The sequence below is a fragment of the Campylobacter canadensis genome, assembly GCF_013177655.1.
Classification (GTDB): Bacteria; Campylobacterota; Campylobacteria; order Campylobacterales; family Campylobacteraceae; genus Campylobacter_E; species Campylobacter_E canadensis.
Window position 1 is genome coordinate 385,181 of the sequence record NZ_CP035946.1, and the last position, 20,792, is coordinate 405,972.

Here is a 20,792-nt window from a genome sequence, read left to right on the forward strand (position 1 = left end):
TTTTAATTTAAATCAAGTGCCTTGCAATGCAAGGTTTTTAAAATTATTCAATTTTTATAAAAGGAGAATGAATGCAAAGAAGAGACTTTTTAAAAAGTACTGCAATAGCTTCTGCTGCTGCGTGTATTAATCCTGCTTTAGCAAGTGCTAAAGAAAACACTCAAGATTGGGTTTGGGATAAAGCAGTTTGTAGATTTTGCGGAACGGGCTGTGGAATTATGGTTGCAACTAAAAATGGTAAAATCGTTGCGACTAAAGGCGACCCTGAAGCACCTGTAAATCGTGGATTAAATTGTATTAAAGGTTATTTTAATGCAAAAATTATGTATGGAGAAGATAGATTAGTAACTCCTTTAATGCGTGTAAATGCTAAAGGCGAGTTTGATAAAAATGGAAAATTTGCACCAATTTCTTGGCAAAGAGCTTTTGATGAAATGCAAAAGCGTATGAAAAAAGCTTTAAAAGAGCAAGGTGTAAATGGTATTGGAATGTTTGCAAGTGGTCAGCATACAATACAAGAAGGTTATGCGGCTGCAAAATTATTTAAAGCTGGTTTTAGAAGTAATAATATTGACCCAAATGCTAGACATTGTATGGCGAGTGCGGTTTTAGGCTTTATGCAAACTTTTGGAATTGATGAGCCTGCAGGTTGCTATGATGATATTGAACTTACTGATACTATTGTATGCTGGGGTTCAAATATGGCAGAAATGCACCCGATTTTATGGAGCAGGGTAAGTGATAGAAAATTATCAAACCCTGAAAAAGTAAAAATAGTAAATCTTTCAACATACAGCACAAGAACAAGTGATATTGCTGATATTGAGATTATTTTTACACCAAATAGCGATTTAGCAATATGGAACTACATAGCAAGAGAGATTGTTTATAATCATCCAGAAGCAATTGATGAAAAATTCATAAAAGAACATTGTGTTTTTGCAACAGGTTTTACTGATATTGGTTATGGTATGAGAAATAATCCTAAACATCCAAGCTTTAGCGATAGTGAAAAAGACACAGTAGAAAAAGAATTAAGTATTACTTTAGATGAAGATGAAGCAAGAGCTTTAAGCTATCTAGGAGTAAAAGCAGGCGATAAATTTGCTATGAAAAATGCAGCTAAAGCGGCATTAAACTGGGAGATTTCATTTAACGAATTTAAAAAAGGTTTAGAGCCTTATACTCTTGATTATGTTTGCAAAGTAGCAAAGGGTAATAAAGATGAAAGCGATGAAGAATTTAAAAAGAAATTACAAGCTTTAGCAAATCTTTATATAGAACAAAATCGCAAAGTTGTTAGTTTTTGGACAATGGGCTTTAATCAACATACTCGTGGTACTTGGGTAAATGAACTTGCTTATACGGTGCATTTTTTACTAGGAAAACAAAGCAAACCAGGTAGCGGTGCGTTTAGTTTAACAGGTCAGCCAAGTGCTTGTGGAACAGCAAGAGAGGTTGGAACTTTTGCACACCGCTTACCAGCTGATATGGTTGTTGCAAATCCTAAGCACAGAGCAAAAGCAGAAAAAATATGGAATTTACCTGCAGGTACAATAAATGGCGTTATGGGTAATCACTTTGTGCAAATGATGAGAAACCTAGAAGACAATAAACAAAAATTTGTATGGGTAATGGTAAATAACCCTTGGCAAAATACTGCAAATGCAAATCACTGGATAAAAGCAGCTAGAAAAAATGATAATTTTATAGTTGTAAGTGATTGCTATCCTGGAATTAGTGCTAAGGTTGCGGATTTAATTTTACCAACAGCTATGATTTATGAAAAATGGGGAGCTTATGGTAATGCTGAAAGAAGAACTCAACATTGGAGACAACAAGTTGTTCCAGTAGGCGAGGCTATGAGTGATACTTGGCAAATGCTAGAACTTGCAAAAAGATTTACATTAAGCGAGGTTTGGGGCGAAGTAAAAATTGATGAAAACACTAAACTTCCAAGTGTATTAGAAGAAGCAAAGAAAATGGGTTATAAAGAAAGTGATACCTTATTTGATGTGTTATTTGCTAATAAAAAATGTCGTGAAATTGATATTGTTTCTGATAGCTCAAAAGATTGGATTAATACCGATGTTAAAGGTGATAACAGAAAAATAAAAGACGGCAGTGGTAATATTTTTAAAGGTTATGGCTTTTTTATTCAAAAATATTTATGGGAAGAATATAGAGAATTTGGTGCAGGTCACGGACACGATTTAGCAAGTTTTGAAACTTATCATAAGGTTAGAGGTTTAAGATGGCCTGTTGTTGATGGTAGAGAAACTCAATGGAGATTTAATACAAAATATGATTTTTACGCTAAAAAAGCAAATCCAAATTCTGATTTTGCATTTTATGGAGATTTTGATAAAAGCATACAAAAAGGTGATTTAAAAGCTCCAGAAGGAGAAGAAAAAACAACCATTACAAATAAGGCAAAAATTTTCTTTAGACCATTTATGAAAGCACCTGAACGCCCAAGTAAGGAATATCCATTCTGGTTATGTACAGGTAGGGTTTTAGAGCATTGGCACAGCGGTACAATGACTATGCGTGTTCCTGAATTGTTTAAAGCAGTTCCTGAGGCAATGTGCTACATTCACCCTGAAGATGCAGCAATGCTTGGTCTAAATCAAAGAGATTTAGTTTGGGTTGAATCACGCCGTGGAAAAGTAAAAGCAAGAATTGATATGCGTGGAAGAAATAAGCCACCTCGTGGTCTTGTTTATGTACCTTGGTTTGATGAGAATGTTTATATAAATAAAGTTACATTAGATGCAACTTGCCCTATATCAAAACAAACTGATTACAAAAAATGTGCAGTAAAATTAACTAAAGCGTAAAAAATGAGAAGAAAGTTCTTAGTAAGCGTTGCAAAACTTGTAGCAATTTTTGCGGGTATTTTTAGTTTTTTGTATCTAAAAAAAGATGAAAATGTAAGCTCTAGTAAAAAAAGGCTTACAACATCATTTTACTTACGCCCGCCAGGAGTGCTAAATGAAAAGCATTTTTTAAGCTCATGTATTCGTTGTGGTGCTTGTGTAAAAGCTTGTCCATACAATACTTTAAAACTTGCTTCATTTAATGACAATGCTTCTAATGGAACACCTATTTTTTATGCAAGTAAAATACCTTGCTATTTGTGCGATACTCTTCCTTGCATAGCAAAATGTCCTAGCGATGCTTTAAGTAAAGATATTTTAAAGCAAGGAATAAAATCAGTAAATATTGGTAGAGCTATTGTTGATGAAAGTTCTTGTGTAGCACATTTTGGAATTCAATGCGATGCTTGTTATCGTGCTTGTCCTTTTTTAGACAAGGCTATTTATTTAGAATATAAAAGAAATGAAAGAACAAACAAACACGCAATGCTTGTGCCAAAGGTAAATTATGATTATTGTGTAGGTTGTGGTATGTGCGAAAGAGCTTGTATTACTAAAATACCTGCAATTAGCGTTTTACCAAGTGATTTTATTTTAGGACAAAGAAATGATAATTATGTTAAAGGCTGGGTAGAAGGCGATGATAGCATTTTAAAAGATGTGAATACTAATAAAAAGTTAGATAAAAATAAGGCTATGGATTATTTAAATGGTGCAGAATTTTAAAATTGGTAAATATTTAATATTAAGAAGAATTACTCAAATAGGCATTCTTTTGCTTTTTACTTTTAAAAGCACGGAATTTATTTTATTTGGTAATTTAAGCTCTTCTGTATTGTTAAATTCAATTAAATTAAGCGACCCGTTTGCTTACTTGCAAATATTTTTAGCATCTTTTACTTTAAATTTTGAATTTTTTCTTTCAGCATTGGTAATATTTTTACTTTATGCTGTGTTTTTAGGAAGGGCTTTTTGTGCTTGGGTTTGCCCTGTGAATTTAATTACTAATTTTGCAGAGCTAATTAGAAGATATTTAAAACCAGCAAAGCTAACTAATTTTAAAGCTAATACTAGATATTTTTTATTATTTAGTTTTTTATTAGCCTCGTTTTTATTTAGTGAGCCAAGTTTTGAAAAGATATCTCATATTGCAATTATTACAAGAGGGATAATTTTTATGCAAAGTTCGGCGATTTTTGTTGGAATTTTGATTTTTTTAGCTGATTTATTTTTGCAAAGAAATTTAGTATGTTCTCATTTATGCCCTTTAGGTGCTTTTTATAGCTTGATAAGTAGATATTCTTTACTTAAGATAACATACAATTTAGATAAATGCACAAAATGTGCAAAATGTATTAATATTTGCCCAGAACCGCAAGTTTTAAACCTAGTAACAAAGTATTCAGGAAAGGTTTTAAACCCTGAGTGTATTAAATGTGCTAGATGTGTTGATGTTTGCGATGATGATGCAATTAATTTTAATTTAATTAATTTTGTGAAAGGAAAAAAATGAAAAAGTTAATACTTAGTTTAAGTGCTTGTTTGTGCTTAAGTGCTGCAAGCGTTAGCGATACTCAAATTGGACTTAGAAAACATTCTTTAGAAGATGAAAAAAGTTTGAATATTAATAATTTTTCATATTCAGATAAAGAACCAGGAGAAGCGCAAAGATTTGAAAGAGCTTACCAAAATGCTCCACCACAAATTCCACATAGTGTTGAAGATTTATTGCCAATTACTCAAGAGCTAAATATGTGTCTTAGCTGTCATGATTTAGGCAAAGATAATGAAAGAAAGGTGCTTGAAGAAAGTGAAGCAACTCCTATTCCAGCATCTCATTATTATGATTTAAGAAATGATAAATCTTTAGCAGAAGTATCACCTTCAAGATACAATTGTGTTCAATGCCACGCACCACAAGCTAATCTTGATCCTGCTGTAAAAAATACTTTTAAACCAGATTTTAAAAATGATTTAGATAAGCACAGGTCAAATCTTTTAGATGTGTTAAATGAAGGTTTATAAGCTTTTTTTTATTTTACTTGCGAATGTTTTATTCGCAAGTGAGCTTTCTTTGGATAAATTACAATATTTGCAATTACCTTGCAATTTAAATGCAATTAGTGATGATTATTTAGCTTGTGATAATGGTTATGTTTTAGATAAAAATGCAAATATTATTAAAGATTTAAAGGAAAAAATTGTTTTTATTGATAATTTTGAAGATAATTTATTAATATTAACTCAAGCCAATGATTATAAAAAACTTTATTTAAATGATAAGGTTGTAAAGCTTTCTAATGCTATAAATTATGCGTATTTAGGTAAAAATGAGATATATTTAAGTTCTTTAGCTAGTGAATTATTTATATTTGATTTTTCGTTAAAGGAGCTTTTTAAGCTGCATTTTTCTAATGCAAGCATAGGAGCAATGGCGATTAATGAAAATAGAAACAAGCTTGTCTTAGGTTTAGAAAGCGGTGCATTAATATTGTTTGATACTTTAGATAAAAGTTACAAAATAAAAGAAGTTCATAAAGATAATATTTACTCGCTCTCATTTAAAAAACATAGAATTTTAAGTTCAAGTACCGATAGAAAAGTGCTTTTAAGCGATGAGAATTTAAATGAGATTAGTAGTTTAACGAGTGATAATTTAATTTATTTTTGTGTGCTTACTGATAAATCTTTTGCTTATTCTTGTGATGTTGAAAATAATATTTGCATTGATGATATAAAAATTAATATAGGAAATTTATATTTAAATTCTTTGTATTTTTATGATAATAAGCTATATTTAAATTCTTATTCAAATAAACTTTATTACAAGGAAATAAAATGATTTCATCTTTAGTAGTTAGTGCAAAGAGTGAATTTAAAGAAGAGATAAAAAATATAAAAAAAGCAAGTTTAGAGCAAGAGCTTGATAATAAATTTATAGTTATTATTGAAGCTTTAAATTTAGATGAAACTTTAAATATTTTTAATCAAATTAAAAAATTAGCAAGTGTAATAGATTTAAATATGGTGTTTTGCGAAGAAGAAGAAAATAATTTAGATTTTAATGCTCAAGAGATTGCAGATAAAGTAAATAATTTACAAGATGCAAAAGATATCGAATATTACGGAAGTATTTATAAAAAATATTAATTTGCCCAAAAAAGGGCAAAAATTAAAATTTATAAGCTAAGCCTAAACCAAATTTAACAGACGAATTAAGACAATTATCATAAGCTAAATACGCATTTGCACTTATATTATTTGCAAATTCATATCCTGTATGAAGCTTTAATTCTATACCATCAGCATTATATGAATTAATAGAGCTTGTATAAAAATTATAAGCTAAACTAAGCCCATAATTAAACTGATTATAAAAAGCAAGGGCATTAGCACCAAGATAAAGATTTAACAAGCTTTTAGAATTGCTAAAATTAAAAATAGATATTTTGTAATTTGCAAGTCCTAATCCAGCTAAGGCATTAATATGTATTTTTGTATTAAATAATTCATTTGTTACTAAGCCATATCCTGCTAAAACTCTTGCTCCTAAAAGCTTTGCATTAATATTAGTTGATATATCTTCTTTTTTATAATAAAGATTAGCACCATACACAAAATCAGCATTATTTTCTTGATAATTTTGCATATTTATATTAAATTCAAAGGCAGAATTTGAGCCAACATAAATACTAGTATCAGCATAATTAAATGCAAAAGCACTTGTGCTAATTGCACAAAGGCTAAGCACAGAAAGAAGGTTTTTTTTCATTTTTATCCTTTTAATTTGTAGTTGTTTTTAAATAAGCTGCAGCACAATCTTTGCTTAATTCTCTTATTTTTAGCATATAATCTTGTCTTTGAGTTACTGAAATAGCCCCTCTTGCATCAAGAGTATTAAATAAATGTGCGCAAAGCATACAAAAATCATAAGCAGGCAAACTAAGCCCTTTATCTAAAATAGCTCTTGCTTCTTTAAAGCTTTCATCAAACATAGCATTTAAACTACTTGCATTTGCTAGTTCAAAATTATATTTTGAATATTCAAATTCTCCTAATTTATGCACATCAGCATAACTTAATCCACCGCCCCATTCAATATCATAAACGCTATTTTTATCTTGCAAATACATAGCAATTCTTTCTAAGCCATAAGTAATTTCAGCGCTTATTAACTCACAAGCAAAACCGCCAACTTGTTGAAAATATGTAAATTGTGTTACTTCCATTCCATCAAGCCATACTTCCCAACCAAGTCCATTTGCTCCAAGAGATGGGCTTTCCCAGTTATCTTCAATAAAGCGAATATCGTGTTTGCTTAAATCAAGCCCTAAAGCCTTTAACGAATTTAAATATAAATCTTGAATATTTAAAGGACTTGGTTTCATTAAAACTTGAAATTGATAATAAGCCCCTAAGCGGTTAGGGTTTTCACCATATCTTCCATCGGTCGGTCTTCTTGATGGTGCTACATAGCAAACATTATGCTCTTTTCTTCCAAGTGATTTTAAAAATGTTTGCGGATGAAATGTTCCTGCACCTGCAGGAAAATCATAAGGTTGAATTAATGCACAACCATTATCGCACCAATATTTTTGTAAATTTAAGATAATTTGCGAGAAAGTCATTTTTATCCTTTTTTTAAAGTCTTTTGCACATTTTAATAAGTCTTTTTTAATTGCTGTTAATTTAAAGGCAGTTTTATGCAAAATGCCTTAGGATTGTTTTTGTAAAAAAGCTCACCTTTATGTGCATTTATTATTTGTTTGCTTAGTGCTAAACCAAGTCCATTACCTTTTAATTTAGTTGTGCTAAAGGCGTTAAAGAGATTTTTTGTATTTGTAATTTCTTTAGCACTATCAAAGACACTAATTAAATAAAAATCTTTATTTTTTTTAGCATTTATTTTTATTTGTCCTTTATTTTCTGCTAATTCATCACAAGCATTGTAAATTAGATTTGATAATACAATTAGCATTAAGGCTTTATCTGCTTTAATCATCACATTTGAAAAATTACAAGAAAATTCTAATTCTTTGTTTTGATTATATGAAAAAAATATTTTAAAACATTCAGCACTTAATTCTTTAGCGTTAAATATACTTGTTGAAAGCTTTAATTCTTTTGTAAATAACAAAATACTAGTTATATTTCTTTCTACTCTTTTAATAGCATCTTTCATTTGTATAACTATATGCTTTTGTTCATAAGATATTTTTGCTGCTAAAACATCAGCTAATAAAGAAATTGAACCTATTGGGTTTCTTATTTCATGGGCTAAAGAAGCTGCAACCTGACCCATACTTACTAGCCTTTCGTTTCTTTTTTCTGTTGTTATATTTGTTGCTAAAATAAGTGTTTTTTGATGATATTTAATACATTTAATTTGATAAAAATCATCATTAAATTCTAATTCGTAATGCTCGTTATTTGTGTTTATTTGTTTAAATAATTCTTCGTTTGCTAAATTATTTTTAAAGACTATTTCATCATTATTTAAAAGCCAAATAGCACTAGGGATAATCTCAATAACTTCATTTAAAATTAGTATTAAATCATCATAAGATTTTCTTAGATTTTTATATTCATTTTCAACGCTATAAGTTTGCTCAATTAAAAGTTGTAAATTATTTAATAAATCTTGTTTGTCGTTAATTTCACTCATAAAAATTCCTTAAAAGAAAAAATATCCTTACATAAAACATTATTATTTTTATTTGCTAATAAATTATTAGAAAAGCCGCTATTTGAAAATAATAAATAATAATCAACCTTTAAATTAAGAAGTTTTGCCTTATTTATTAGCTCATTTAATGTTTTAAGGCATATTTTTTTGCCTTTATATTTTACTTCTCCTAATAAACAAAAATCATCATTATTGTAGTAAATATCGCATTCATAGTCCTTTCCCCAAATACTACTAACATTAAAAATGTTAAATTTATTTTGAGCGTATTCACAAGCTACAAGCTCATAAATAAAGGATAAATATTCGCTAAAATTGTTGATTATTTTATTAAAGGCTCTTTCTTTGTCGTTTAAAATAAGTTTTTCATTAGGTTTTAAAAAATAAAAATAAAATCTAGTGTAATTTGATGTAAAAATAACCTTATTTTGCTGGTAAAATCTTTTATGAATTTTTATTAAATCTTGATTTTTTTCAATTTTTAAAATATTTTTTTTAATTAAATTATGAAAAATTCCTCTTGCTTTAAAACGGGAAATATTTTTATTTATGCTAAATTCTAAGCGAGATTTTTTTGCATATTGGCAAAGTGCTTTTATGTAATCATTGCTAAAGTCATATTCTTTAGGATTGTAATTATTTATTATTTGCTTGATATAAAAATTTATATCATTTAAACTTTTTTCATATTTTTTTTCATCAAATACTGCCCAAAATAAAAAAGCTTCATCTAAATTTAAATGCTTGTTTGCTTTGCAAAAGTCTAAAAATTTTATAATTCATCCTTTGTTTTTGATTTATTTTATTAATAAAAGGTGATTTTATGCAAATACAAGAGCTAAAAAATGATGTTATTTTAGATAAAAATTGCAAATATTTTGATTTTACAGCGAGTGCATTGGCTTTAAATAGCATTGAAAAGCAAATGCAAGAACTTTTAAAATTTTATGCAAATATTCATTCAGATAGTGCAAAACATTCTAAGTTAATGGCAAAAATGTATAAAGAAGCAAAAGATTATCTAAGACAAAGTTTAAAAATCAAAAACGATTATTCAATAATAGCTTGTGGCTTTGGCTCTAGTGCTGCTATTAAAAAATTTCAAGAATTATTAGGAATTTATATTTCACCTGCGGTAAAAGAACAGTATTTTGTAAATATTGATTATGAAAAATTACCACTTGTAATAGTTGGTGCTATGGAGCATCATTCAAATGAGATTAGTTATAGACAAGGTTTATGCAAAACCCATCGCTTAAGTTTAAGAGAGCAAAATAATGACTTGTTTGAATTAGAGCGAATTTGTAAAAGAAATAAGGGTAAAAAAATAATAATAAGCATAAGCGCAGCAAGTAATATAACAGGAATTAGAGCTAACTTAGAAGAAATTAGCAAAATAGCAAAAAAATACAATGCAATCTTAGCGGTTGATGCTAGTGCTTGTATTGCTTATGAAAATATTAATTGTGATTATGATGCGATGTTTTTTTCAGGACATAAAGTTTTAGGTGGGGTTGGAACTTGCGGAATTTTAGTTATTCGTAATAGTTTAATAAAAAACGAAGCTAGTTTTGCAGCAGGTGGAACGGTAAAATATGTTAGTAAAAGCAAAATTGAATTTATTGAAAATAAAGAAGATTTAGAAGAAGGTGGAACTCCTGCTATTACTCAAGTAATAAAACTAGCAAAGGCTTTTAAAATAAGAGATGAAATAAGCTTAAATGTAATTGCAAATAAGGAAAAAGAATTACTAACTTATTTTTTTAGTAAAATAAATCCTTATATTTATAAATATTTTATTGATATTTATGCACAAAATGAAAAAAATCGCATAGCTATAATTTCTTTAAATGTAGCAAATATAAGTCCTTATGTATTAGCAGAATGCTTAAGTAATGATTTTGGTATTGAAAGTAGGGCTGGTTGTGCTTGTGCAGGACCTTATGCGCATGATTTAATGCATTATGTAGATGGGCAAAATTTTTATAATAAACCTGGATTTTTAAGATTATCTTTGCATTATTTGCATGAAAAAGAAGATATTGATTATTTAATTAATGCTTTAATAAGCAGTATTAAAAAAATAAAAGGAGAATAAATGGACTTTTTAACTTCATTAGAAAATATAAAAGAACAAATAAAAGACGACAAAGAAAAAGAAGAGCAAAGAAAAATTATGCAAAAACAAAAGAATTTAGAAGATGAGTTTGCTAACTTTATAAATAATAATTAAATATTTTTATACTATATTTTTAATTTATAATTTTTGTTTTTATTTAAAAATTAATATTATTTTTTAAGCTTAAAATATATTTTTAATCTATAAAAGCAAAAATTATACTACTTTTTTATACTACTTTTTATTAATCAAATTTAACTTAAAATCATTTTTATACTTTAAAAAATAAGGAGAACTTATGAAATTCTTAAAAAAATTATCTACTTCTTTAGTTTTAGCTTCAATGCTTTTAACAAGTGCAAATGCAATTACAGAAGGAGTTGAATACATTACTTTAACTCAAGAAATTCCAAATGCACAAAATAGTGTAATTGAAGTTTGGTCTTATCGTTGCACACATTGTTATGACCACCATAAATTTGGTACTATGACAAAAATTGCTCAAGCTTATCCTGATGCAAAAATGGGATATTTAATTGTACAAAGTATGGGAGATTATGGCGTGCAAGCTGCACATATTTTTGCTTATGCACAAATGCTTGATGAAAAGGCAAATATTTCTTTAAGTGATTCAAACAGTATGTATCATAAGCTTGCTGATGCTTATTTTAAAGCGTATTTTAATAAAAAACAAAGATGGGGTAATGGTGCTGAACCTGATAAATTTTATGCACTTGGTTTAAAAGTGCTTGGAATTACTAAAGCAAATTTAGATGAATTTATAAATTCAAATGAAGGTAAAGCCTTAGTTGAAGCAACATTAATAGCAGACCCAATAAGTAAAAATTTCGGAACACCAGGCTTTGTTGTAAATGGAAAGTATGAAGTAAATGTTGCAAAAATACCATCACCACAGGCTTTAATTGATGTAATTGGAGAATTGTTAAAAAAATAAGGATTAATTATGTTAAAAACAATAAATAGGTGGCAAAACGCTAAATTCTTATGGATTTTAATGATAATTGTAACCGTAGGTTTAACAGCGATTGCACATTATTTTTTTCAAGATTATTTATTTATGGAGCCTTGTGAGCAATGCGTTTATATTAGATTTGCAATGCTTACTATGGCACTTGGTGGAGTAATAGCAATTATTTATCCGCATAATGCAACAAAAATTCTAGCATACAGCCTAGCTTTTTATGGTTGCATTGTTGGTATTGAATTTTGTCTTACTTTAAATCAAATTCATACAGCCGTACATTCTGAAAATCCTTTTGGTGGTGTTGAAGGTTGTAGAGAAATTCCTATTTATCCTTTTGCACTACCTTTGCACGAACTAGCACCTTCTTGGTTTTTACCAACAGGAGAATGCGGACTTGATGCACCTGTAATACCTGAGGATATGTACTCAAGCTTATCAAAATTACAACAAATTTTTGTTGGAAGTGAGCAAAATGATTTTGAAGATGGGCTTTATTCAAATGGTTGGTATTTAATTCCTAGTATGAAGTTTATGAATATGGCAATAGCTTGTTTATTATGTTTTGTTTGTTGCTTAATTGCTTTAGTAATAATGTTTTTAGGCTTTGTTTTTGGTAGTGATTGTAAGTGGGCAAAAATAGGAGGCGGTCTTGTCTTATTACTCGTAATTACACTTTATTTCACAGGCAATATTACTAAACAAAAACACATAGAGCAAATGTCAAACGAAAATACAATTGAGCAAAGACTATAAAGGAGAAAATATGAAAAATCTTATATCTATTATGGCAGCTAGTGTGATTTTTTCACAAGCTGCTTTTGCTATTGGTGGAGCAAGTGGAACAAAATCATACGCAGCACAAGGTAAAATTGGTGCTGTTATTATGAATCCATATAAAGTTGCACCACTTAGTGCAGTTATTTTAAATGGCGGATATGATATTAAAAATGTAAGTGTAAGTGTAAAAGGTAAGCCAAATGGCGGGATTGATATAAATTATAATCCAAGCAATAATTCTATTTTAACTTATGGCGGTATTCCTATTTTTGGGCTTTATGCTGATTATGTAAATAAGGTTGTAGTAAGTTATGAAAGAAGTATTGCAAATTCTAAAAGTGAAAAAATAAGCGAAGAGTATGAAATCTATGCACCGCCAATTTATACTGAAGGCACAGGCACAAACCAACTTGGTGTTTTACCGAAGGCTGTTGTTAGTGTAAAGGCTGATGAGAAGTTTAAAAACAATCTTTATTTAATAAATCATTTAATTAGAGCACCGTTAGCAAATAGCGCACAAGCAGTATGGAATAACCCTGTTGGTGGTGCTATGGAATGGGATTTACAAAGCTATAATTGGATGGTAGATACAAATGGCGATGTTCGCTGGTATTTAAAAAATGATGAAATAAGAAATCCTGATGATATCTATAAAAAAGGTAATATGATGGGCTTTACTCAAGATAAAGATGGAGCTTTATTTTGGGGAATGGGTCAAAGATATATGAAATATGATTTATTAGGAAGAGAGATTTTTAATAAAAGATTACCATCAGCTTATATTGATTTTTCTCATCACATTGAGCATACAAGCAAGGATACTTATTTATTGCGTGTTGCTAGTGCTAATCAAAAAAGAAAAGATAATTCTAATGTAAGAAGCGTAAGAGATGTAATAATTGAAGTTGATAATAATGGCAAGGTTATTGATGAATGGAAATTATATGATATTTTAGACCCTTATAGGGATACAAATTTATTAGTACTTGACCAAGGTGCAGTTTGTCTTAATGTAGATAAAGATAAAGCTGGGCAAACAGTAAATAAAGAAGACTTAGAAGATAAAAATTCTCCATTTGGCGATGTAACAGGCGTTGGAGTTGGTAGAAACTGGGCGCATGTAAATAGTGTAAGTTATGATGATAAAGATGATAGTATTATTATTTCAGTAAGACATCAAAGCGCTATTGTAAAAATAGGTAGAGATAAGAAAATAAAATGGATTTTAGGCGCTCACAAAGGCTGGAGTAAAGAATTTCAAAAATATTTATTACAGCCAGTTGATAGCAAGGGTAAAAAAATAGTTTGTGAAGACGAATACACAAAATGCCCAGGATATGAAAACGATGAAGGTGGATTTGACTTTACTTGGACTCAGCACACTGCTTATTATGTTCCTAGTATGAGTAAAAAGAATGAAATCGTAATAAGTGTATTTGATAATGGCGATACAAGAGGAATGCACCAACCAGCTTTTGCTACAAGCAAATACTCAAGAGCAGTTTTTTATAAAATCAATGAAAAAACAATGAAAGTAGAGCAAATTTGGGAGTATGGTAAGGAGCGTGGTTTTGATTATTATAGTCCTGTAACATCTATTACAGAATATTTTGATAAGACTAAGAGTGTGTTTGTGTATTCAGCCACAGCAGGTCTTGGAAAATATATGCTAAATATAGGAAAAACAGAGCCAATCTTAGATGAAATTGATTATAAAACAAAAAAAGTTTTATTTGAGATGAAGTTTGAAAATATGGGCGGTCAAATAGGTTATAGAGCTTATCCTATTGATGTAAAAAAAGCTTTTGAATAAATTTTATTAAAGGAGGATTATATGAAAAAGTTTATTTCTATTGTTGCAGCTAGTATGATTTTTTCACAGGCTGCTTTTGCTATTGGTGGAGCTAGTGGAGCTAGGATTGATTGGCAAACTCAAGGAAAAATAGGTGCATTAGTGCTTGATGCTTATGGAATTTCGCCTTTAAGTGCGGTTATTTTAAATGGTGGTTATGAATTAAGCGATATTAGTGTAAGTATAGTTCCTAAAAAAGATGGTCAAGAGCTTTCTTATAAAGTTAGCGAAAAAATGGCAAAAACTTATGGAGGAATACCTATTTTTGGTTTATATCCAGCATATTTAAACACCGTTAAAGTAAGTTATACTAAAACAGCAAATAATAAAAGCGAAAAAGTAAAAGATGAGCTTTATAAAATAAGTACTTCAGGTATTAGTATTAAAGCAAGTGGTAATTTACATCAAAGAGGAGTACCTTTTGAGAGTGTAAAGGTATTAAAGGTTGATGATGAATTTAAAAACAGGCTTTATTTAGTAAATAACGCACCAGGAAAAATGCCAGGTATTAGCTCAAAGTCAATTTGGAATAATCCAGCAGGTGGTGCTATGGAATGGGATGAAAATTCAAATGTGTTTATTATAGATACTAAAGGAGAAATTCGTTGGTATTTAAATCATGATAAATTGATGGATTGGGATAATATTTATAAAAGAGGAATTATGATGGGCTTTCATCAAAATGATGATGGTGCTTTAACTTTTGGCTACGGACAAAGATATGCAAAATATGATGTTTTAGGAAGAGAAATTTTTAATAAAAGATTACCAGCTGCTTATATTGATTTTTCACACGCAATGGATAATATGCAAAATGGACATTATCTTTTAAGAGTTGCATCAGCAAATACCTTAAGAGCAGATGGAAAAAATGTAAGAACGGTAAGAGATGTTATAGTTGAGGTTGATAATAACGGCAATGTAGTTGATGAATGGAAATTATATGAAATTTTAGACCCTTATAGAAGCGATATCATTAAAGCACTTGATCAGGGTGCGGTTTGTCTTAATGTTGATGCTGCTAATGCAGGAAAAACTTTAAGCGATGAAGAATTAGCTAAGATGGATTCAAGCGATAAATTTGGAGATATTGCAGGTACTGGAATTGGTAGAAACTGGGCTCATGTAAATAGCGTTGATTATGACCCAAGTGATGATAGTATTATCATTTCTTCAAGACATCAAAGCGCTATTGTAAAAATAGGTAGAGATAAGAAAATAAAATGGATTTTAGGCGCTCACAAAGGTTGGAGCAAAGAATTTCAAAAATATTTATTACAGCCAGTTGATAGCAAGGGTAAAAAAATAGTTTGTGAAGATGGGTACAGTAAATGCCCAGGATATGAAAACGAAGAAGGCGGATTTGACTTTACTTGGACTCAGCACACTGCTTGGAGAATTGATAGCAAATCAAACAAGCGTTATATTTATGTAAGCGTATTTGATAATGGAGATGCAAGAGGAGCTGAACAACCTGCCTTTGCTTCTATGAAGTATTCAAGAGCTGTTATTTATAAAATTGACCAAAAAAATATGAAAGTAGAGCAAATTTGGGAGTACGGTAAGCAAAGAGGTAATGAGTGGTATAGCCCAGTTACATCTTTAACTGAATATCACGCTGATACCAATTCGCTTGTAGTTTATAGTGCTACAGCGGGAATGAGTTTTGATTTAAGTAAAGGTGTTGCGGTAGGAGAACCTAAGCCTGAATTAGATGAATTTAAATGGGGTGCAAAAACACCATCAGTGCAAATTCAATTTAGCGGAGCAGGGCTTGGATATCAAGCTATGCCTTTTGATGTAAATAAGGCTTTTAATCAATAACTTCATTTAAAATTTACAATACCCGTTACATTTTGTAACGGGTGTTAAAAAAAATACTTATTTTTTTATACATCTTCTTATATTTTTTACTATATTTTAATTTTATCCCAACACAAGGAAAAATAGTGAAAGATTTAGATAAAAGTTTTTTAGGGCATCCAAAGGTCTTATTTTCTCTTTCTATGGTAGAAGTTTGGGAGAGATTTTCGTATTATGGAATAAGACCGCTTTTAGTTTTATTTATGAGTTTAAGCATCTTTGAAGGTGGATTTAATATGAGTACGCAGCAAGCTTCTAGCGTTGTTGGAGTATTTGCTGGTATGATTTATATTTTCACTATTCCAGGCGGATATTTAGCGGATAATTTTTTAGGACAAAAAAGAGCGGTTTTGCTCGGCTCTTTATTTATTGCTTTAGGGCATTTATGTATTGCTTTATCTTATTATATTAAGCCTATGTTTTTTGCAGGATTGTGCTTTATTGTAATTGGCTCAGGTTTGTTTAAAACCTGTATTAGTGTTATGGTTGGAATGCTTTATGCAAAAAATGATATTAGAAGGGATAGTGCTTTTACTATTTTTTATTCAGGAATTAATATAGGAGCTTTTTTTGCACCTTTATTAGTTGGTATTGTGCTTGATAATTATGGTTATCATTTAGGCTTTGCAGTTGGTGGTGTAGCAATGCTTATAGCACTTATTATTTTTTATTTTGTAAGTATGAAACATTATGATGAATTTATAAAATATAAAAAATTAGATAATTTTGATAGTTGTAAAATTAGCAATAAAACTATATGTTTTTATATGTTTTTAACTATTGTTATTGTTTTTATCTTTATTGCTTTAGTGCATTTTAAAATAATTAATTTTTCTATTGTTAGTCTTTCTGTAAATCTTGTTAGTATTATTTTGCTTTTTAGTACGCTTTATTTTTTATATTTATTTTTCTTTAAAAAATTAAACAAAGACGAAAAAAAGAATTTAATTTTATTTGTTATTTTATTTTTTGCTGCAGCTTTATTTTGGTCAATTTTTGAGCAAATGGCTACAACGCTTAATTTATTTGCTGATAAATTAGTAGATAAAAAAATATTTTCTTATGAAATTCCTACTTTATTTTTTCAATCACTTGACCCGCTTTATATAATTGTTTTTGCCCCACTTATTAGCTTGTTGTGGATAAAATTAAATAAACATAATTTAAACATATCTTCATTAAGTAAATTCGCACTTGGTTTAATTGGTGCGGCTATTGGTTTTTATATTATGTATTTAGCTGCTAGTAGCATAGTAGAAAATAATGCTAAGGTAAGTTATTGGTATTTAGTAATTAGTATATTATTTTTAGCACTTGGAGAGCTTTGTTTGTCTCCTGTTGGGCTTTCAATAATGAGTAAAATAGCACCTAAAAGTATTAAATCTCAAGTTATGGGATTATGGTTTGTTGCTAGTTCTTTGGGCAATGTTATTGCAGGTTATATTGGTGGTAAGGTTGATACAAATAATGTAAGCCAATTACCTAATTTATTTCTTTATTGTGTTTATGCTTTATTATTTGTAGCTTTTATACTATTTGTAATAAAAAGATTTGTAAAGGAGAGTGAATGAGCGTTTATAAAAAAAGAATTTCTTTAATTCAAAATAGTTTAAATAATTTAGATGGGTATTTGATTTTAAGTGCTGATTGTCATTTAAACGAATACCTGCCAGAGCATTTTAAAATAAGAGAATTTTTAAGTGGTTTTGATGGTTCTTATGCAGTTTTGCTTATTTTAAAGCATAAGGCTTATTTATGGACTGATGGAAGATATTATTTACAAGCTGAAAAGCAGCTTAAAGACAGTGGAATTATTTTGCAAAAACAAAATAAAGAAAACACTTATTTATCCTTTTTAAAAGAGCAAAAAAACTTTGTTTTAGGGATTGATTTTAGGCTTTTAGCAATTAATATAAAAGAAGAATTAGAAAAAATAAATATAAAGCTAGTAGATATTGATTTGATTTCTAATATTTGGGAAAATAGAGCAACTTTACCTAAGCAAAAGGTATTTATTCACGATATAAAATACGCAATAAATTCAACTAAAGAAAAACTTACTTTAATTAAAGAAGCTTTAAAAAATAAAAATTGTACATCTACTTTTATCTCAAGCCTTGATGATATTGCTTATATTCTTAATTTAAGAGGTAGCGATATTGCTTATAACCCTGTATTTTTATCTCATTTATTAATTACAAATGAAAAAAGTATTTTATTTATAGATGAAGATAAAATTAATGAAGAGATAAAAGAGCTTTTATTAAAGGATAATATTTTTATTATGCCTTATGAAAGTGCATTTAATGAATTAAGCTTATTAAGACAAGAAAATATTTTAATTGATAGTGCAAAATGTGTAGCTTATTTTTTAAAAGCCTTTCATTCTAGTGTAAAAATAACTTATAATATAAATATAAGTACTTTATTAAAAGCTTGCAAAAATGATGAGCAAATAAAGCATATTAAGGATGCTATGCTTTTTGATGCTATTGCTTTAAGTAAATTTTATTTTTGGCTTGAAAATGAATATTTAAATAATAATTTTTATGATGAAAACGAACTAAGTGATAAATTAACCCAGTTTAGAGCGCAAAATGATTTATATCTTCAAGATAGTTTTACAAATATAATTGCAATGAATGAAAATGCAGCCTTGCCACATTATAAAGCAAAAGATAATCCTAAAAAAATGCAAAAAAACACACTTTTATTAATTGATTCAGGCGCACAGTATTTAAATGGTACAACTGATATTACAAGGGTTAGTATTTATGGGCAAAGTACAAAAGAGCAAAGAATTGATTACACTTTAGTTTTAAAAGCGCATATTGCAATATCAAGTACAATTTTTCCAAAAGATATCGCCTTGCCTTTGCTAGATAGCATAACAAGAGCGCCTTTGTGGAAAGAAGGTATTGACTTTATGCATGGAACTGGGCATGGGGTTGGATACTGCTTAAATGTGCATGAAGGACCTAATGTGCTTTCGTATTATGCCAATATTAATGAAAATATGAAAGCCAAACTAGGAATGATAAGCTCCATTGAACCAGGGATTTATAGAGTAAATAAATGGGGGATTAGACTTGAGAATTTAGTTTATATCAAAGAGGCTTTTAAAAGTGAGTTTGCGCAATTTTATAAATTTGAAAATCTTACTTTATTTTTCTTTGAAAAAGATTGCATTGAAATATCTTTGTTAAATGAAGCTGAAAAAGAATGGATAAATAATTATCATAAAGAAGTGTTTTTAAAATTGAAAAATCATTTTGAAGATGAAAAAATCTTAAAATGGCTTGAAAAAAAATGTGAAAAGATTTAATTTTATTTAGCTTATCTGTGTAAATTTTACACCTTTTAAAAAAAAATGTGTAAAAAAATACACAGAATTTATTATCTTTATATGATAATAAAAAATATTTTATTTTTAAGGATTAAGATGCAAAAGAATAATTACTTTTCACTTTCTATTTTAACTTCGTTATTTTTTATGATGGGACTTTTAACCGTTTTAAACGATACTTTAATCCCACATTTAAAAGAATTATTTGAATTAACTTATTTTCAATCGTCTTTAATTCAGTTTTGTTTTTTCGGTGCTTATTTTATAACATCTAGTTTTTTTGGTAAATTGATACAAAAAATAGGTTATCAAGCTTCTGTGTCTTTAGGTTTTTTTATTGCTGCTTGTGGGTGTTTATTGTTTTACCCTGCTGCAAAAACTCAAGTTTATACAATCTTTTTAGCAGCTTTATTTGTTTTAGCTAGTGGGGTTGTGCTTTTACAAGTAACGGGAAATCCTTTTGTAACTTTATTATCAAAAAAAGAAGATACCGCAAGAAATCTAGCCTTAGTACAAGCTTTTAATTCTTTAGGAACTACAGTTGGACCTATTATTGGTTTTTATTTGATTTTAGAAAATGCAAATACAATTGATGAGAAAATATGGTCAATTCAACAACCTTATTTAATAATAGCAATATTTTTAATTTTTCTTGCTTTATTTGTAAAATTCGTAGTTAAATTACCTGATACAAGGGTGATTGCAGAAGAAATCAGTCAAACAAATAACGATACAAGAACAAGTGCTTGGCAATATGCTAAATTAAGATTTGGCGCTTTAGGAATTTTTTGTTATGTTGGAGCTGAGGTTGCTATTGGCTCATTTTTAATGCTTTATTTAATGGAAATAGCAAATTACACAAAAAGCGAAGCGGCTCATTATTTATCGTATTATTGGGGTCTTGCTATGTGTGGGCGTTTTGTTGGAGGTGCTCTTTTAAATAAATGCAAAGCTTCAGCCTTACTTGCTATTTGCGCTCTTATGAATGTTTTAGTTATTTTATTAATCGTGTGTGTGAATTTAAATGCTGGTTGTATGATTTTTATAGGATTGTTTAATTCAATTATGTTTCCAACTATTTTTTCACTAGCTACTAAGGATTTAGGACGCAATACTTCTCAAGCAAGTGGAATTATATGTATAGCAATTTTTGGCGGGGCAATTATTCCACCTGTACAAGCTTTGATTATGGATTATTGTGATATGAATTTATCTTATATTGTTCCTGCGCTTTGTTATTTATATATTTTATTCTTTGCAAGAAAGGCAGATAATTTAGATTAAA

19 protein-coding genes are annotated in these 20,792 nt (G+C 29.0%); 15 read left to right on the forward strand and 4 right to left on the reverse strand.

Annotated elements, in window-relative coordinates; all coding sequences use genetic code 11:
• Positions 1-71: 71 nt before the first annotated feature.
• The 6 genes from napA to CCANL266_RS01845 are packed head-to-tail and all read left to right on the forward strand — an operon-like array spanning position 72 to position 6,029.
• Complete coding sequence (gene napA, locus CCANL266_RS01820; protein ID WP_172230510.1) at positions 72-2,840, forward strand: periplasmic nitrate reductase subunit alpha; 2,769 nt, start codon at positions 72-74, stop codon at positions 2,838-2,840.
• A 3-nt stretch (positions 2,841-2,843) separates the two neighbouring features.
• Positions 2,844-3,605, forward strand: a complete 762-nt coding sequence (gene napG, locus CCANL266_RS01825; RefSeq protein ID WP_172230513.1) for a ferredoxin-type protein NapG — start codon at positions 2,844-2,846, stop codon at positions 3,603-3,605.
• A complete protein-coding gene (napH, locus tag CCANL266_RS01830) occupies positions 3,589-4,392 on the forward strand; it encodes a quinol dehydrogenase ferredoxin subunit NapH (protein ID WP_172230516.1) in 804 nt (267 codons plus the stop codon). Before napG ends, napH begins: the two co-directional genes overlap by 17 nt.
• Positions 4,389-4,904, forward strand: a complete 516-nt coding sequence (locus CCANL266_RS01835) for a nitrate reductase cytochrome c-type subunit (RefSeq protein WP_172230519.1) — start codon at positions 4,389-4,391, stop codon at positions 4,902-4,904. The genes napH and CCANL266_RS01835 overlap by 4 nt, the downstream gene beginning before the upstream one ends.
• Positions 4,891-5,721: a WD40 repeat domain-containing protein gene (locus CCANL266_RS01840; RefSeq protein ID WP_172230522.1), complete on the forward strand. Its 831-nt coding sequence runs from the start codon at positions 4,891-4,893 to the stop codon at positions 5,719-5,721. Before CCANL266_RS01835 ends, CCANL266_RS01840 begins: the two co-directional genes overlap by 14 nt.
• Positions 5,718-6,029, forward strand: coding sequence for a chaperone NapD (locus CCANL266_RS01845; RefSeq protein WP_172230525.1), 312 nt, complete (start codon positions 5,718-5,720; stop codon positions 6,027-6,029). The genes CCANL266_RS01840 and CCANL266_RS01845 overlap by 4 nt, the downstream gene beginning before the upstream one ends.
• A 22-nt stretch (positions 6,030-6,051) precedes the next feature.
• Here the strand turns inward: CCANL266_RS01845 and CCANL266_RS01850 are convergent, their stop codons facing one another.
• The 4 genes from CCANL266_RS01850 to CCANL266_RS09785 are packed head-to-tail and all read right to left on the reverse strand — an operon-like array spanning position 6,052 to position 9,344.
• Positions 6,052-6,651: a hypothetical protein gene (locus CCANL266_RS01850; protein ID WP_172230528.1), complete on the reverse strand. Its 600-nt coding sequence runs from the start codon at positions 6,649-6,651 to the stop codon at positions 6,052-6,054.
• A gap of 10 nt (positions 6,652-6,661) precedes the next feature.
• Entirely contained in the window at positions 6,662-7,507 is an 846-nt protein-coding gene (gene glyQ / locus CCANL266_RS01855) for a glycine--tRNA ligase subunit alpha (RefSeq protein WP_172230531.1), read from the reverse strand.
• A 56-nt stretch (positions 7,508-7,563) separates the two neighbouring features.
• On the reverse strand, positions 7,564-8,544 hold the full coding sequence (locus CCANL266_RS01860; protein ID WP_172230534.1) for a sensor histidine kinase: 981 nt from the start codon (positions 8,542-8,544) through the stop codon (positions 7,564-7,566).
• A complete protein-coding gene (locus tag CCANL266_RS09785; protein ID WP_172234347.1) occupies positions 8,541-9,344 on the reverse strand; it encodes a DUF234 domain-containing protein in 804 nt (267 codons plus the stop codon). Before CCANL266_RS09785 ends, CCANL266_RS01860 begins: the two co-directional genes overlap by 4 nt.
• 44 nt (positions 9,345-9,388) lie before the next feature.
• Here CCANL266_RS09785 and CCANL266_RS01870 point away from each other — a divergent pair, with 44 nt between their 5' ends.
• From CCANL266_RS01870 to CCANL266_RS01905, 9 genes are all read left to right on the forward strand, one after another.
• Positions 9,389-10,663: an aminotransferase class V-fold PLP-dependent enzyme gene (locus CCANL266_RS01870; RefSeq protein ID WP_172230537.1), complete on the forward strand. Its 1,275-nt coding sequence runs from the start codon at positions 9,389-9,391 to the stop codon at positions 10,661-10,663.
• Complete coding sequence (locus tag CCANL266_RS09645; RefSeq protein WP_263449548.1) at positions 10,664-10,798, forward strand: hypothetical protein; 135 nt, start codon at positions 10,664-10,666, stop codon at positions 10,796-10,798.
• 184 nt (positions 10,799-10,982) lie between these two features.
• Complete coding sequence (locus CCANL266_RS09420) at positions 10,983-11,639, forward strand: thiol:disulfide interchange protein DsbA/DsbL (protein WP_216657298.1); 657 nt, start codon at positions 10,983-10,985, stop codon at positions 11,637-11,639.
• Between the two features lie 9 nt (positions 11,640-11,648).
• Positions 11,649-12,422, forward strand: a complete 774-nt coding sequence (gene dsbI / locus CCANL266_RS01880; protein WP_172230540.1) for a protein-disulfide oxidoreductase DsbI — start codon at positions 11,649-11,651, stop codon at positions 12,420-12,422.
• A gap of 10 nt (positions 12,423-12,432) precedes the next feature.
• Positions 12,433-14,259: an aryl-sulfate sulfotransferase gene (locus tag CCANL266_RS01885; protein ID WP_172230543.1), complete on the forward strand. Its 1,827-nt coding sequence runs from the start codon at positions 12,433-12,435 to the stop codon at positions 14,257-14,259.
• A gap of 21 nt (positions 14,260-14,280) precedes the next feature.
• Positions 14,281-16,122, forward strand: coding sequence for an aryl-sulfate sulfotransferase (locus tag CCANL266_RS01890; protein WP_172230546.1), 1,842 nt, complete (start codon positions 14,281-14,283; stop codon positions 16,120-16,122).
• Between the two features lie 125 nt (positions 16,123-16,247).
• Entirely contained in the window at positions 16,248-17,732 is a 1,485-nt protein-coding gene (locus CCANL266_RS01895; protein WP_224315930.1) for a peptide MFS transporter, read from the forward strand.
• Positions 17,729-19,486 carry an aminopeptidase P family protein gene (locus CCANL266_RS01900; protein WP_172230549.1) on the forward strand — a complete coding sequence of 586 codons (1,758 nt, stop codon included), beginning with the start codon at positions 17,729-17,731 and terminating at the stop codon, positions 19,484-19,486. Before CCANL266_RS01895 ends, CCANL266_RS01900 begins: the two co-directional genes overlap by 4 nt.
• A 117-nt stretch (positions 19,487-19,603) precedes the next feature.
• A complete protein-coding gene (locus tag CCANL266_RS01905; protein ID WP_172230552.1) occupies positions 19,604-20,791 on the forward strand; it encodes a sugar MFS transporter in 1,188 nt (395 codons plus the stop codon).
• The last annotated feature ends 1 nt before the right edge of the window (position 20,792 follow it).